This window comes from Magnetococcales bacterium, assembly GCA_015231925.1.
Classification (GTDB): domain Bacteria; phylum Pseudomonadota; class Magnetococcia; order Magnetococcales; family JADGAQ01; genus JADGAQ01.
Genome location: JADGAQ010000018.1, coordinates 1 through 15,662 on the forward strand (window position 1 = coordinate 1; position 15,662 = coordinate 15,662).

12 protein-coding genes are annotated in these 15,662 nt (G+C 61.6%); 6 read left to right on the forward strand and 6 right to left on the reverse strand.

Features of this window, described 5'->3' with window-relative positions; all coding sequences use genetic code 11:
- Positions 1-234: 234 nt before the first annotated feature.
- From hisF to HQL56_03845, 5 genes are all read right to left on the reverse strand, one after another.
- Positions 235-1,014: an imidazole glycerol phosphate synthase subunit HisF gene (gene hisF / locus HQL56_03825; protein ID MBF0308639.1), complete on the reverse strand. Its 780-nt coding sequence runs from the start codon at positions 1,012-1,014 to the stop codon at positions 235-237.
- Complete coding sequence (gene hisA, locus HQL56_03830) at positions 1,008-1,763, reverse strand: 1-(5-phosphoribosyl)-5-[(5-phosphoribosylamino)methylideneamino]imidazole-4-carboxamide isomerase (GenBank protein ID MBF0308640.1); 756 nt, start codon at positions 1,761-1,763, stop codon at positions 1,008-1,010. The genes hisF and hisA overlap by 7 nt, the downstream gene beginning before the upstream one ends.
- A gap of 19 nt (positions 1,764-1,782) precedes the next feature.
- Positions 1,783-2,421 carry an imidazole glycerol phosphate synthase subunit HisH gene (gene hisH / locus HQL56_03835; protein ID MBF0308641.1) on the reverse strand — a complete coding sequence of 213 codons (639 nt, stop codon included), beginning with the start codon at positions 2,419-2,421 and terminating at the stop codon, positions 1,783-1,785.
- Entirely contained in the window at positions 2,418-3,014 is a 597-nt protein-coding gene (hisB, locus tag HQL56_03840; protein MBF0308642.1) for an imidazoleglycerol-phosphate dehydratase HisB, read from the reverse strand. Before hisB ends, hisH begins: the two co-directional genes overlap by 4 nt.
- 200 nt (positions 3,015-3,214) lie before the next feature.
- On the reverse strand, positions 3,215-4,504 hold the full coding sequence (locus tag HQL56_03845; protein ID MBF0308643.1) for an aminotransferase class III-fold pyridoxal phosphate-dependent enzyme: 1,290 nt from the start codon (positions 4,502-4,504) through the stop codon (positions 3,215-3,217).
- A 354-nt stretch (positions 4,505-4,858) separates the two neighbouring features.
- On the opposite strand from HQL56_03845, the gene HQL56_03850 reads away from it, so the two are divergent.
- The 6 genes from HQL56_03850 to HQL56_03875 all read left to right on the forward strand — a co-directional run bounded on the left by HQL56_03850 (position 4,859) and on the right by HQL56_03875 (position 13,370).
- Complete coding sequence (locus HQL56_03850; protein ID MBF0308644.1) at positions 4,859-5,593, forward strand: acylneuraminate cytidylyltransferase family protein; 735 nt, start codon at positions 4,859-4,861, stop codon at positions 5,591-5,593.
- Between the two features lie 112 nt (positions 5,594-5,705).
- Complete coding sequence (locus HQL56_03855; protein ID MBF0308645.1) at positions 5,706-7,640, forward strand: hypothetical protein; 1,935 nt, start codon at positions 5,706-5,708, stop codon at positions 7,638-7,640.
- Positions 7,641-7,676: 36 nt separating this feature from the next.
- On the forward strand, positions 7,677-8,744 hold the full coding sequence (locus HQL56_03860; protein ID MBF0308646.1) for a radical SAM protein: 1,068 nt from the start codon (positions 7,677-7,679) through the stop codon (positions 8,742-8,744).
- 40 nt (positions 8,745-8,784) lie between these two features.
- Positions 8,785-10,743: a hypothetical protein gene (locus HQL56_03865; GenBank protein ID MBF0308647.1), complete on the forward strand. Its 1,959-nt coding sequence runs from the start codon at positions 8,785-8,787 to the stop codon at positions 10,741-10,743.
- A gap of 156 nt (positions 10,744-10,899) precedes the next feature.
- The gene (locus HQL56_03870) at positions 10,900-11,691 is read left to right on the forward strand and encodes a 3'(2'),5'-bisphosphate nucleotidase CysQ (protein MBF0308648.1); all 792 of its coding nucleotides are present in this window, start codon (positions 10,900-10,902) and stop codon (positions 11,689-11,691) included.
- Positions 11,688-13,370, forward strand: a complete 1,683-nt coding sequence (locus tag HQL56_03875; protein ID MBF0308649.1) for a response regulator — start codon at positions 11,688-11,690, stop codon at positions 13,368-13,370. Before HQL56_03870 ends, HQL56_03875 begins: the two co-directional genes overlap by 4 nt.
- Here HQL56_03875 and HQL56_03880 read toward each other — a convergent pair.
- Positions 13,342-15,657, reverse strand: a complete 2,316-nt coding sequence (locus tag HQL56_03880; protein ID MBF0308650.1) for a hypothetical protein — start codon at positions 15,655-15,657, stop codon at positions 13,342-13,344. The two genes, HQL56_03875 and HQL56_03880, sit on opposite strands and share 29 nt — an antisense overlap.
- Positions 15,658-15,662 lie beyond the last annotated feature (5 nt).

Genomic DNA, 15,662 nt, shown 5'->3' on the forward strand with positions numbered 1-15,662 from the left:
CTGTTCAGGTATACGGGGGTTCGGGGGGGATTATCCCCCCCGACGGGTCCAGGGCGGCGCCCTGGGACTTTTCCTTTGCCGTTCCGACCCCAAGGGGTCCAGGGGGCACCCCTGGGACTTTTCCTTTGCCGTTCCGACCCCAAGGGGTCCAGGGGGCACCCCTGGGACTTTTCCTTGCATTATTGATACGGTCACGCCACGTTGCACAGGGTCCTGAATCGTTACAAAACGGTTTCAGACCGGGCGCACGGGAATACCCGCCGCCTGCAGATAAGCCTTGGCTTCGGCAATGGAATATTTACGAAAATGGAAGATGGAAGCGGCCAGAACAGCATCCGCACCCCCCTCCCGCACCCCTTCCAGCAGGTGTTCCAGGGTGCCGACACCTCCCGAGGCGATGACGGGAATGGTCACCGCTTCCGCCACGGCACGGGTCAGGCGCAGGTCGTAGCCGATGTGGGTGCCGTCCCGATCCATGGAGGTCAGCAGGATCTCCCCGGAACCGTACCCCTCCATGCGGCGCACCCAGTCGATGGCATCCAGACCGGTCGGTTTGCGGCCCCCGTGGGTGAAGATCTCCCAGCGCACCGGCTGGCCTGCGTCGTCGAAGGCGACGGCTTTGGCATCCACCGCCACCACGATGCACTGGGAGCCGAACTGGGCCGCCGCCTCCTGCACGAATTCCGGACGGAACACCGCAGCGGTATTGATGGAGACCTTGTCGGCCCCGGCGTTCAGCAGGGCGCGGATGTCGGCGTTGCTGCGAATGCCGCCCCCCACGGTCAGGGGGATGAACACCTGCTCGGCGGTCTGTCGAACCACCTCCAGAATGATGCCACGATTTTCATGGGAGGCGGTGATGTCCAGAAAGGTCAGCTCGTCGGCCCCTTCCTGATCGTAACGTCGCGCCGCCTCCACCGGGTCGCCGGCGTCCACCAGGCCTTCGAAGCGGATACCCTTGACCACCCGCCCCTCCCGCACGTCGAGGCAGGGGATGATGCGCCGGGCTAACATGCCGTCCCCCTGGCGTCGGCCAACGCCTGGGCCGCCGCGAAGTCGAGGCGACCGTCGTAGAGGGCCTTGCCGGTGATGATGCCTTCCAGGGACATGCCGTTGGCGTAGGGACCGGACTCTTGCAGAATGTGGCGGATGTCGTCCAGATCGGAAACCCCGCCGGAGAGGATGACCGGAATGGAGATGGCCTCCGCCAGGGCGCGGGTGGCGGGGATGTTGGGTCCGATCAGGGCCCCGTCCCGCGAGATGTCGGTGAAGATGATGGCCGACACCCCCGCCTGTTCGAAGCGGCGGGCCAGTTCCAGGGAGGTGAGTTCCGTGGTGGCGGCCCAGCCTTCGATGGCCACCCGGCCATCCCGTGCGTCGATACCGACCCGGATCCGACCCGGATGGCGGCGGCAGGCTTCGATAACCAGGGCGGGATCGCGACAAGCCACCGAGCCCAGAATCACCTGATCGACCCCCAGGGCCAGATAGGCCTCGATGGTGGCCGGATCGCGAATGCCTCCCCCCAGTTCCACCGGAACCTTCACCGCCGCAACGACGGACTCCACCGCCCGACGGTTGAGGGGCGCTCCGGCAAAGGCTCCGTCGAGATCGACCACATGGATCAGACGTGCGCCGAGAGCGGCCCAGCGTTGCGCCATGGCGCCGGGGTCGTCTCCGTAGACGGTGGCCTCTTCCATGCGGCCCTGGAAGAGGCGGACGCACTGTCCCTGTTTGAGGTCGATGGCGGGAATGACGAGCATGATCGTTCCTTCAATACCCCTAGGGGTTCCAGCGCACAAAGTTCTCCAGCAGTTTCAATCCGGCATGCTGGCTCTTTTCCGGATGGAACTGGGTTCCGAAGAGGTTGTCCCGTCCCACTGCGGCGGTGAAGGGTAAACCGTAGACGGCTCGACCCTGTACCCACTCCTCCGCATCGGGGGTGCCGAAGTAGGAGTGGACGAAGTAGAAGTGGCTATCTTGCGCGATACCCTGCCAGAGCGGATGCGCCGGCTGGGTCTGATGCACCCGGTTCCAGCCCATGTGCGGCACTTTGAGACGACGCCGGGCATCACCGGGATCGGGCATCTCCCTGGAAAAGCGGTCCACCCGCCCGGCAATCAGGCCGAAGCCCTGGTGATGGCCGAACTCCAGGGATTCGGAGAAGAGCAGTTGCATGCCCACGCAGATGCCCAGGAAGGGTTTACCCCGCTGAATGTGGTCGAGTACCGGCTGCCAGAGTCCGGCCTGGAGGAGATTGTTGCGGCAGTCGGCAAAGGCTCCCACGCCGGGCAGAACAAGATGTCCCGCCTCGCGGATCACGGCGGGTACCGAAGTCACTTCCACGCGACCTCCGACCGATTCGAGGGCCTTGGCGGCGGAGCGCAGATTGCCGGATCCGTAATCCACGAGAACGATCATACGGAGAGGGTTCCTTTGGTGGATGGCACCTCCCCGGCGCGCCGGGGATCGAGGCTGACCGCCTGACGCAGGGCCAGGGCCAGGGCTTTGAAACACGATTCGATCATGTGATGGCTGTTGCTTCCCGCCAGACTGGTGACGTGCAGGGTCACGCCGCCGTTGCCGGCGAAGGCTTCGAACCACTCCTTGAACAGTTCGGTATCGAAATCGCCGATTTTCTCGGTGGGCAGTTTGACCTGCCAGACCAGACCACCCCGGTTGGAGAGATCGACGGCCACCTGGGAGAGGGCCTCGTCCAGGGGCACCAGGGCCCATCCGAAGCGGGTGATGCCGCGACGCTCGCCGAGGGCGGCGCGCAGGGCTTGTCCCATCAGGATGCCCACGTCCTCCACGGTGTGGTGTCCGTCCACCTCCAGGTCCCCCGTGGCGGTGATGTTCAGATCGATGAGTCCGTGGCGGGCAATCTGATCCAGCATGTGGTCGAGAAATCCCAAACCGGTGCGGATATCCGACTGGCCGTTGCCGTCCAGATCGAGACGAACCTCCACCCGGGTTTCGCGGGTGGCGCGTGAAAGGGATGCGCTACGTGCCATGGTTCAAATTCCCGTAAAAATCGCTCTGTTCAGGTATACGGGGGTCTGGGGGGGATTATCCCCCCCAGCGGGTCCAGGGCAGCGCCCTGGGACGTATCCTTTGCCGTTGACCTTCAACCCCATGGGGTCCAGGGGGTACCCCTGGGACGTTTCCTTTTGCCGTTGATACGGTCTCAGGATCCTGAAGAGTCACTTCAAACCTATCTCACCCGGAACAGGGGCTGAATGGGGGCACAGCGCAGCAGGCGCTCCATCTCCCCCTCCAGAACCGCCCGTCGCAGCAGCGGGAAGACCTCGTCGTAGACCTCCATCAGGCGGTCGATCTCCGCGTCGCCGTGGGCGTAGCAGAGATTGTGGGTGCCGATGAAGAGGATGCCCCGCTGGAACAGCTCCTGGAACAGCAGGGTGCGAATGCTCCATTGGCTGACGTTTCCGGCGTCTTTCACCAGCAGGAACGACCAGACCGGATAGCCGCCGATGCTGAGAAAACTGCCCACGCCGTGGCGTTCGATGCGACCGGCCAGGAGTTCCATGAGCCGGGCGCCGTGTTGCCAGAGGGAGGGCACCACTTTCTCACGGGAGAGCTTGTCCAGGGTGGCGGAGGCCGCCGCCAGGGAGAGGGTTTCCCCACCGAAGGTGAAGGAGAAGAAGATCTCTTCCATCTCTTTCATCAGGTCGCGGCGTCCCACCACCGCCGACAGGGGCAGACCATTGGCCAGCCCTTTGCCGAAGGTGGCCAGATCCGGGGTCACGCCGAAATACTCCTGCGCCCCGCCCAAAGCGAAACGGAAACCGGTGATGGTTTCGTCGAAAACCAGCAACGCGCCGTTCTGCCGGGTGACTTTGGCCACCTTTTGCAAAAAGTCGTCGGTCGGCGGCGTCACGTTGACCGGTTCCAGGATCACGGCGGCAATCTGGTTGGGCCACTCCGCGAAGAGCTTCTCCAGCGAAGCGATATCGTTGTAGGTGAAGACGTGGGTCAGGGAGCGGGTCGGCTCGGGTACGCCCTTGTGGCGCAAGGTGGAGCCGATATACCAGTCCTGCCAGCCGTGATAACCGCAGACCGCCACATGTTCCCGTCCGGTCTGGGCTCTGGCCAGGCGGATCACCCCTGCCGTGGCGTCGGAGCCGTTTTTGCCGAAGCGCACCATCTCGGCGCAGGGAATGGTGGCCACCAGCTTTTCGGCGACTTCCATTTCGAGCGGATGGGCCAGGGAGAAGGTCACGCCCCGATCGAGCTGCTCATGCACCGCCCGGTTCACGTCCGGATCCTGATAGCCCAGGAGAACGGCGGCCAGGGCGTTGATGAAATCGATATATTCGTTGCCGTCGGCATCCCAGACGCGGCAGCCCTTGCCGTGGGTGACGAAGAAGGGGGAGACCCCGCGGGGAAACTGGGTCAGGCTCTTGGAAAAAGTTTGGGAACCCAGGGGAATGGTGCGCAGAGCGCGCTCCAGAAGCTCCTCGGAAGTACGATAACGGGCATCCATGTAAGGTATCCAATTTCGGGGCATTGTTGAAAATCGCCCGGAGCCAACGGCAGGCCGCTCCCTTCCCTTAAGGCTGGGAAGGCGGAAAAAACCACCATCGGTCCCGGACTCTCCTCTCTCACTATGCCGTGAAATCGCCTGCTTGTCCATGCCCGATTCCGCCCGCGACCGGGGGGAGATGCCCTGCAAACCGCCTTCCGGACCGGGGTCATGGGGGCATGGATTTCCCTTTGCGACACAGTGCAAAGCTGCCATTATGGCGCGAACCCGGAGCACGGCGGCAGAATAGACGGCAATCCCGAATCTTCCCGGAAAACGGCTTCGCCTGTTCGCTTTACGGACGGAAAGACCAGCATGAGAAAACGAATTTGTATCATCCCGGCCCGTGGCGGCAGCAAGAGACTGCCGGACAAGAACATTCGCGACTTCTGCGGACAACCCATCCTCGGTTACGGTTTACAGGCCGCCCGCGCCTCCGGACTGTTCGAGGTGATTCATGTCTCCACGGACAGCCCGCGCATCGCCGAAGTGGCCACCCGGTTCGGCTGTCCGCCCGATTTCTATCGCGACGAAGCCCTCTCGGACGACCATACGCCCCTCATGCCCGTGCTGAAGCATGTGCTGGAACAATACATCCGGCGGGGCATCCAGTTCGACTCGGTCTGCCTGCTCTTCGCCACGGCCCCTCTGGTGGCAAGCAACGATCTGGTGGAAGCCTGCCGCCTCTTCGACGAGCTGTACCACACCGGTCGCACCGTGATGAGCGTGGCCCCCTACCCCGTTCCCGTCGAGTGGGCCTTCACCCGGCGGGAAGACGGCATTCTCGACCCCGTGCAACCCGGCAAGTTCGCCGTGCGCTCCCAGGATCTGCCGATCTGCTATTACGACACCGGGTCGTTCTCCTTCATCCATTCGCGCTTCATCCTGGAAAATACCGGCGCCGGCAGCGATACCAATTACATCGGCTATCCCTTGCCCCGCTGGAAGGCCGTCGATATCGACGACGCGGAAACCTGGGAGCAGGCCGAATGGATCTTTCGCGCCATGCAATCCCTGCCCCAAAAGGAGGATTGCCAAAATCGGGGTTGACTCCAAAAAGAAGTGGGTTCACCCTGTACCCCGAGGTCAGTGGGGACTGACCCAATCTGCTGAAAAAATGATCAAAAACCGGACCTTCGACAGGGGAACAGGGGTCAATTCGATGAAGTTTCTTGTTATCGCCGGAACCACGAACCAGGAACATGCCCGCTTTTCGCCGGAACTCGAAGTCCTGGCTGCAGGATCCGACTTCCGCTTCCTTGGCACGGGCGTTCGTCATTCCCGGACCACCGGCAAGGGAAGCCGCTTCTGGTTCTTCGGTGAACTGGTCGGCGCCCGGGATCGCGCCGGCAATCTGCAAACACTGCTCGACCCGGAACGTTTCATCGCCGATCTGATCGACTCCAGGCCCCCGGAAGAGTGGGACACCATCCTGGAAGGCCGCTTCGTGGTGCTGGTGGAACGCCACGGGGAGTTCTTCCTGCGCGGGGATCGCTTCGGCAAGCGGGACGTCTACATCCAGCGGGAAGCCTCGGGCTGCGTCTTTCTGGCCTCGGATCTGAGCCTGCTGCCCATCCCGCCCGCCGAGAGCGGCTTCGATCAGATGGGACTGGCCCACCAGTTGACCGTCTACGGCCATCGCCCTCCGAAAAAACACACCATTTATCAGAACACCTCCCGTCTCGGCCTGGGTGAAATCGCCTGGTTCCGGGAGGGCAAGTTCCACATCGAACGGGCTCCGTTCCAGGTTCCCGCCTCCGCGCCCTTCACCATGGCCGACCACAAGACCTATCAGGAGGCCTTCCTGAACCATCTGGAGGCCTCCGGCAGCCGGGACGGCAACGTCATCTTCCTCTCCTCGGGATGGGATTCCACCTCCATTCTGGCGGGGCTGGTTCACATCTTCGGAGCCCGCAAGGTCCGGGGTGTCATCGGGGAGATGCGCTATTCCGACCGCAGCGGCGTGGCCAACCAGTTCGAGATGGACCGGGCGCGCAAATTCGCCGATCACTACGGCATCCGCCTCGACGTGGCCGGTCTCGACTATGCCAAACAAGGCCCCTCCCTGGTCGAACAGTCCAAGGAGGTCTCCCTCAAACACCACTTCTTCAACACCAGTTGCACCAACCATCACATCCTGGCACGCAAGGCACGGGAGACCTCCACCACTTCGGGGGAAGTCATCTTCGCCGGGGAGATCAGCGACGGAGCGCACAATCTGGGCTTCAGCCAGTACGTCAGCATCTTCCACCCCTCCTACGCCTTCCGCGAGTACGCGGACAAGATGGCCTCCTACCTCTTCGGTCCCTCTTTCCTGAAGCTGCTGATGGAAAACCGGGAGAACGAAGACGTGGTCTACGGACTCTTCAAGTCCAGAGCCGAAGCGGCCGGCGTGGCGCTGGATGCCAAACAGGCCGATCCGGCCCGACGACCTTTCCGGATGCTGATCGACTTTTTCCTGCGCAACGGGCGCATGCCCCTCTGGTCGGCACGCAACATCCAGATCCTGCAACCGGACGCCATCGACGCCTATACCCAGGAGATGACCAACCACTATCTGGCCGATGCCAGGGATGTCACTCCCGAAACCCTGTACGGCTGGTATATCCGGCTCTACAACAATTTCCACTGGCAGGGTTCGACCATTCCCACCATATCGATGGCCGCCGAACAGTATGGCTTTGAAGCCCACATGCCCTTCTGGGACGGACGACTGCAGGAGTTCTTCCAGGAGATGCCGGAGAGCTGGGGACGCGGCCTGGATCTCAACAACACCAAGTATCCCCTGAAGAAGATGCTCGCCGAGCGGCTGAACTATCCAATGGATTTCCAGCAGGGGCCCCACTCCTATCAGTACGATGTGATCCACAGCTTCAGCCATACGGTGGAGCTGATCTATCATTCGGCGCTGCGGGATACCTTGAGAACGGCGATGAGCCAAAAGGTCTACCACAACATCCTCTCCGACACGGTCTTCAACATGCCCTATCTGGACGGCCTGGCGGAGACCTATCTCAAGGATGAACTGCCCCAGGGGCAGGCCCTGGCCGACCTGGGCTCCCTGTGCTGGCTTTGTCTTTACGGCTGGATGCAATAAGGCGCCGCCGGCGGCAGCCTTTTCGTGGAGTGGATCATGATTCCTGCGGCCCCTGAGGAGGATACCCCGGAACCGGTTCTCGACAGCATGAAAGAGCGTCTCAAGCGGCAGTGGGAGGGCTCCGAACAGGAGAACATCCTGGTCGAGGCCCCTCCCTTTCCCAAGGACATCATGCTGGAGCTGTCGAACGCCTGCAACCACGAGTGCCTTTTCTGCGCCAGTCAGTTCATGACCCGCAAGGTGGGGCGCATGGACAAGACGCTGCTGGGCCGCCTGCTCGCGGAAGCCCGGCAACTCGGCACCACCGACGTGGGGTTTTATACCACCGGGGAACCTTTCGTCCACAAGGAGCTGGAGCAGTTCGTGGCCCAGGCACGGGATCTGGGATTCGGCTACATCTACATCTCGACCAACGGGGCCCTGGCCAGTCCGAAGCGACTGCAGGCCCTGGTCGAGGCCGGCATCCACAGCATCAAGTTCTCCATCAACGCCGCCACCCGTGAAACCTACCGCCTCATCCATGGCCGGGACGATTTCGATGCGGTGCTGCGCAACCTGCGCTTCATCAGCGAGCTGCGCCGGGGGCTTGACCGCAAACTTCGCCTGTTCATCACCTACATCGTCACCAACAAGAACAGTCACGAGGTGGAGCTGTTCAAAACCCTCTTCGAACCGTTGGTCGATGAGCTGATGTTCTTCGACATGAAGAGCCAAAGCGGCCAGATGGTGCAATCCCTGGATGTGCTGGCCCCCTCCGCCGCAGCCGAACCCTTCTCCGGCGAACCCAACACCTGCACCATGCCCTTCAACCGGGTCCACATCTCCTGGGAGGGCTATCTGACCCTCTGCTGCATCGACTATCAGAATTATCTGGCCGTAGCCGATTTGAACAAGATGTCCCTGGAAGAGGGCTGGCTCTCACCTGCTTTCCGGGAGTTGCGCCGCCGGCATCTCGAAAAGCGGCTGGAGGGCACCCTTTGCCACAACTGCCTCTACTCCCTGACCTCGCCGATTTCGCCGCTGGTGGAGGAACTGGCCAGCCCCTTCGACCTCTCCGCCTGGCAGGTTGGCGATAAAAAAGTCATTCCCCTTCAGGCCCAATAGATCCCCTGGCCGACAACAAAATCAGGAAGATCGGCGGCACATGAAGAAAATCTTATTATTCGAACATCTCCGCCACGTTCATAAACCTCTCATTCTGCTGTTGCAGCGCGCCGGTTGGGAGATGGCCTATTTCGGCTTCTCGGATCCCCCAAGCGACAAAGCCATGCTGCGCTGGATCAAACAGCGGCGCATCGCCAACATTTTGCCCCTGCCCATGCCCCCGTCCCAACGTCTGGCGCTGCAGGCCACCGAAACCTGGGCGGCACAAAACCGGGATCACCCGGCGGTTCGCGCCATCACCGACTTCTATGAAAGCGCGGAAGGGATCCTGCTGATTCAACGCTGTCTGGCGGAAACCCTGAAAAAATATTTCTTCATTCAGTATTACCTGCAAAACGATCCGGAAGGTCTGCTGCACGACAAGCAGGTCTATTTCCTGCCGGACACCTTTCCGGCTTCGCACCGTCTGGTCCGCTCCCTGGGTCTCGACGCCCCGGCGGAGTTGCCTCCGCTTTTGCCGGGATTCCGGCTGTGGGATCGTTTGTCGCGCCTGGTCTCCGCCCCCCTCGCCCTGCTCGCCAGGCTGCCCAGGCTTCTTGTGCTGACCCTCCTGGCCCTGTGGCAGGGCCTGCTGGCCCGTCTGGGAAAGCGCCCCCCCCCGGCCACCACCGGAATTTTCGGCATCACCCTGGCTTCGTTCCGGCAATTGCGATTCGAGGAAAACCGGCGTTACGACTACCTCATCGACGGTGAACACATCAAAAAAGAGGAGGTGGTCTTTCTGGATGAAGTCGGCTTTCCGGAGGACTTCATTCGCAGCGAATGGCAGCAGGGCAACCGCATCGAGCCCTTTCTGCGCCCTCCCCGACTGGCGGACTTGCACCACCTGTCGCCACATCATGCCCTTCTGGGGGATGCGGCCCGCCTGCTGGCCCGGACCCTGACGGTACAACCCGGCTTTCTGGGTGAGGCCGTTCACACAGCGGTGGTCAACGCCGTGCTGGTGGTCTTTTCCGCCCGGAAGGTCCGCTTCGAAGTGCTGGTCTTTTCCAACAAGGAGTCCAAGGCGCAGATTGCCTGCAATCTGCTTTTCCATCGTCTGGGGGTCAAAACCGCCTGTTACCCTTACGCCATCGGCGGCACCTATCTCTATCAACACGAGTCCGGCCAGGGGCTCTACGATGTGGCCGACATCTACTGGAGCTATCTCAATCCCCAGCTCTTTCTGACCCATACCCCGGCCATGGTGCGCTATTTCGGTGGAAAGCACCCCCATGGGGTGAAGCGTTTCAAGGCCATCGGCAACCTCTTTGCCAGCATGATTCTTTCGGTTGACCGGGCCAAGGCCCGTCACGACTTCTTCCGGGAAAACCATCTGGAGGAGAGGGGTCAGAAGATCGTCGCGGTTTACGACACCACATACATCGACTGTGCCTACTGCCCGACCACCTACGATACCGGGCTGGCTTTCTACGAGGATTTCCACCGTCTGGCGCGACAACGCAGGGATCTGGTATTCATTTTCAAGCCTTCCAAGGGTAAAATCTGGTATACCGATCCCAACATGGTCTATTCCAACCCCGAAAAGGGGCAGAAGCTGCTCGACTGTTTCGCCCGGCTGGACGCTTTGGAAAATGCCGTGTTTTTGCATCAGGACCGGGATCCGACCTGGATTTCGGCGTTGGCCGATCTGGTCATCACCGATGGTTTCTCCTCTCCCACCTGTGATGCTCTGGCTGCGGGGAAAAGGGGGTTCTGGTACGATGCCACCGGGAATCATCGCGGTTTTCCGCTGGATGGGCTCGGATTGGTCCGGCATGGTTTCGGGGAGTTGGAAAAAGGGCTGGAGGAGGTGTTGAATATGGACGATGAGAGCTTCAGAGGACGTTTTCTCCAGGAGGGGCAGAGGGAGTATATTGATTCCTTCATGGATGGACTTGGCCTGGAGCGTTGCCGAGGAAGTTTGAGGGATTTTGCAAAGGGAGGTTTTGACTTTTAATATTTTATCTTTTAAGTATCAAAAAAAAGAAAATGTTTTGACTTTTTTATTTTTTATATAATTGATAAATATTTTTAAAAACACACAAGAAAACGTCAAAAGTCAAAACATTTTCTTTTTTTGATACTTAAAAGATAACATATTGAAAGTCAAAGGATGGAGTCGCCCGTGACCGATATCGAGATCTTCGACCGTTTCGCCCGCGACGCCGCCCTGGCCGCCGGGCAGGCCATTCTCTCGGTCTATCGGCAGGCCATCCGGGTAGAGCATAAAACCGACGGCTCCCCCCTCACCGCCGCCGATCGCTCCGCCCACGACACCATCCACAGCCTGTTGAGCCCAAGCGGCCTGCCGGTGATTTCGGAAGAGGGCGAAGTGGACGGTTTCACCAGCGAAGCCTACTGGCTGGTCGACCCCCTCGACGGCACCAAGGATTTCCTGGCCGGCAACGACGAATTCACCGTCAACATCGCCCTGATGCGGGACAACCGCCCCCTGTGCGGCGCCCTTTACGCCCCCGCCCTCGACGAACTCTACCTGGGCCGAATCGGCCAGGGCGTCACCCGCATTGTGCGCGGGCACGAGGAGAGCGTTTCGCCTTCACCCCGCCTCGCCGTGCCGCGCATGGTCACCAGCCGCTTCCACGACGGCCCGGCCAGCCAGCGCTTCGCCGACCTCAACGCCATCACCAACCGGGTCCCCATCGGCTCCGCCCTCAAGTTCGGACGGCTGGCCTTCGGACAGGCCGAGGTCTACCCCCGCTTCGTGGGCACCTGCGAATGGGATACCGCCGCCGGACAAGCCATCCTCGAAGCCAGCGGTGGACGGATCATCTCGTTGGAAAGCGCCCAACCACTGACCTACGGCAAGGCCAAACGCCTCAACCCGGCCTTTCTGGCCTTCCGGGCCCCCTATCGCTTCGACGATTTCCGCCTCGAACCGCCATGAATCCCTTCCACCTGCCCTCCGCCAACCTCTTCATCATCTCGGACAACCCGGTCGAGCTGCGCCTGTTGAGCAGCGTGCTGGCCGAAGCGGGCCATTCGGTTCGTACCGCCCTGGACGGAACGCGCGCCGTGACTTCCCTCAAGGCCCAGCCCGCCGACCTGATCCTTCTCGACCTCCACCTCTCCGGCGAGGACGGGTACGAGGTCTGCCGTCGACTCAAAATCGACAATACGCTCCGCCCGATTCCGATCCTCTTTCTGGCCAACCTCTCCGAAACCACGGACCGTCTCAAGGGATTCAACGCCGGCGGAGTGGATTACATCAGCAAGCCCCTGCACCCCCAGGAGATTCTCCTGCGGGTCAGCGCCCAACTCGGCCTGCAACACATGCGCCGCCAACTGGAAGAAGACCGGATCCACCTGGAAAAACGGGTGCGGGAGCGTACTGCGGAACTGCTGGAAGCCAACCTGCAACTGCGGGAACTGCACGGCCAGTTACGACGCGCCAAGGAGCAGGCCGAAGCCGCCAGCCGTTTCAAAAGCGCCTTTCTCTCCAGCATGAGCCACGAAATCCGCACCCCCATGAACGTGGTCATCGGCATGGGGGATCTCCTCCTGGAATCGGAACTCACCGAGGAGCAGCAGGGCTATCTGGGCAAAATCCAACGGGCGGGCCATACCCTTCTGGAGTTGATCAATCAGATTCTGGACCTGTCGAAAATCGAAGCCGGTCAGTTCACCCTGCTGGAGGAGACCGTCGATTTCGGCCAGGTCGTCGGAGAAGTCGTGGAACTGATGCGGGTTCTGGCCGATAAAAAAGGGCTGCGCCTGGACTATCTGCCCGAGGCGAACCGACCCCGCTGGCTGCTCGCCGACGGGTTGCGCCTGCGCCAGGTTCTGGTCAATCTGATCGGCAACGCCGTCAAATTCACCGAACGGGGCGGCATCTCCCTGCGGGAGAGCGTCACGCCCGATGCCGCGCACCTGCGGTTGGCCGTGGAAGACAGCGGCATCGGCATGAAACAGGAGATCGTGGAGCGGCTCTTTCAACCCTTTGTCCAGGGGGATGCCGGCATCACCCGCCAGTTCGGGGGCAGCGGCCTGGGACTGGCCCTCTCCCGTGGACTGGTCGACCGCATGGGGGGCGATATTCAGGTCAGCAGTGAACCGGGGAAAGGCAGCACCTTCTGCATCACCCTGCCTTTGCGGGCAGCGCCGCCACCCGCCCTGCAGGCCACCCCCGAACCCCTGACCCTGTCGGAATGTCCGCCCCTGCGCATTCTGCTGGTGGAAGATTCCGAAGACAATCAACTGCTGATCACCACCTTTCTGAAAAAAACGCCTCACACCCTCTCCGTGGCCTGGAACGGGGAAGAGGCACTGCAGCGACTGAAAAACGAGGTCTTCGATCTGGTCTTCATGGACGTGCAGATGCCGATTCTGGACGGATACAGCGCCACCAGAGCCTATCGGGAGTGGGAGATTCAGGAAGGAGGGGGCCGCCACCGGCTCATCGTGGCGCTGACGGCCCACGCCCTGGAAGGAGAGGCCCAACGCAGCCGGGAAGCCGGATGCGACTTCTATCTGAGCAAACCGATCACCAAACAACGCCTGCTGGAGGTCATCCGGCAACTGGGCTGCCGCTTGGCCGTCACGGATGCAGGCCCCACACCCGGGTGAAACGCCACCGCGACAGCAGCCAGGGCAGACCCAGAATCCACAGCATGGAGAGGCTTACGCTGGCCGGAAGCAGCCATTTGGTCCAGGGAGCGAAGTGCAGGCGATAGTGGTGGCTACCCTCGGCAGCCGAGATGGACAGAACGCCCATCGGCCCCCGGGAGAGCCGCTCCGCCGCCGGCTGCCCGTCCACCAGCAGACGCCAATCGGGATGGTGGTTGTCCACCACCAGCAGGCTCTCCCCTTCCCGCCCGGCAAAGTCGAAATCGAGGCGGGCCGGAAGATAGCCGGTGAGGGGCACCGTGCGCACCGCCTCGTTGCCGGAGGCCTGCCAAGCCTCGACGTGGCGCCCCTGCCCCAGCAGCCCCTTCACTTCGGCGGAAACCGCCATCACCCGTGACAGAACCGGTTTCAGCTCGTAGACGAAAAAGCCGAAGCTCTCCTGATACGCCTCCCGCCGGTTATCCTGGCCACGCAGCAGGCCGAACAGGTGCCTGCGGTATTTGTGCTCGGTGATCGAGCCCTCTCCCAGCAGAACCAGTTCGGGGTGGTCCAGCACCACGCGGGAGCGGATGAGCCCCACATGGTTGAATCGCGCCCAGGCCACGATGTCGTCGGCATGGGCCTGCCAGGCCGCTTCGGTCAATTCGACCCGGTTGTTCCAGGCCTGAAAACCCCGGCTGCAGCCGGGAACGTCCCGAACCACCACATCGAGCCATTGTTGACCCATCGCTCCGGCGTAGAAGACGCTGAACCCGTCCAGGGTCTGCCAGCCCCGCTGGGAGACCTGAGCCGGATAGAACTCCCGAGGAGCGCACTTCTCCACCACGGATAGCATGCGTCGGGGATCCTGGGGAGAAGAAACAGGGTAGGCGAACCGGTCGGCCTCCGCCAGACCCGAAGGAGCGGAAGGATCCCCGAAGGCCTGGAACAGAAAGAGCCCCCCCTTGAACCCGGTGAGGACCAGAAGCACCGGCAGCAGAAGCTGCAACGCACTCCCCTGTTTCTCCAGACGGAGAAAGAGCAGAACACCCCCCAGGAGCAGAAGCATGGCGCAGAACGAAGCGACCACCGGCAGCGCTTCCCGGCGTCCCGAATAGACCAGCGGCAGGGCCAGGACCATCAGCAAGGCCATGCGGTGCCGGAGGCTTCGAAAGGACACCGACGCCAACCAGGCCGGACGACTCAGCAGCACTCCCCACAAAAGCAGCCAGACAAAGGGCACGGCGTAATAAAAACGGGAATAGATGAACGAGAAGATCCCCACCCAGGGCAACTGATTCATCAACGGCAGCCAGAGTTCGGAGTTGACCAGCGACTCCAAAAGCCCCAGGAACAGCCCGACACCGCCCAGGGCGAGGACCCGCCTTCTCACCCGGTCATCCCGCTCCCCGGCCAGAACCAGAGCGACCGCCAGCACCAGGGAGGGGTAGAGAAACCCCTCCATACCCAAAAAGTAGGGGATCTTGCCCAAAAAACTCTGCAGAGCGGCGGACCATCCCGGCAATTCACCGGGAGCCACGCTCCAGAGGAGCCGATTGGACCCCGACCAATCTCTCACGATGCCCAACACGGCGGGAGCGGCAAACAGACCGTAGCCTCCCCAATAGACCATGCCCCGCAGCCACTGACCCTTGAGGTTGCACTGGAACAGCATCTGAATGAGGAGCAGAAAGAGGCCGTGAAATAGCAGGGTATTCGGCAGGATATACGGTGGGTAGTAGAACAGATAGGTGCCCAGATAACCCAGCAGCAGCCAGGGGGTGCTTTTGCGGGTGAACGGCACGGAGACCAGAGCGAAAATGGCGGGCAGAAAACTCGTCTGCACCACGAAGTAGTTTTCCACGTAGTAAAGCACCTGGCTACCGTAAAGAAGCCCGCCGAGCAGAGCCAGGGAGGGAGGCACCGCCAGGATGCGTCGCAGAAACCAGTAGGCCCCCAGAACGGCCACGACTTCGTGCAGCAGCACCAGCAACTGCATGGAGGTGACGGCGTTCAGAAAGGTATTGAACAGGCAAGGCCACTGCAGGGGAAAGATGGAGCCGTAGAGCATCGGCCAGCCACGCAGGATATCGGCATACCAGGCATGACCGGCAGGATCGCCCAGAAAGGCCGCACAGGCACCGAACTTATGCAGATACTGGTCGGCGAAATCGTGCCGGAACAGGGGGGCGGAAGCTCCGTTGAGCAGCAGGGGCAGGTTGATCAGCAGGCACGCCAGCACCAGATGGAAGGAAAACAACCCATCCCGTTTGCCGTCGACCCCGATCCGATCCGGTTGTGGCATCATCGCTT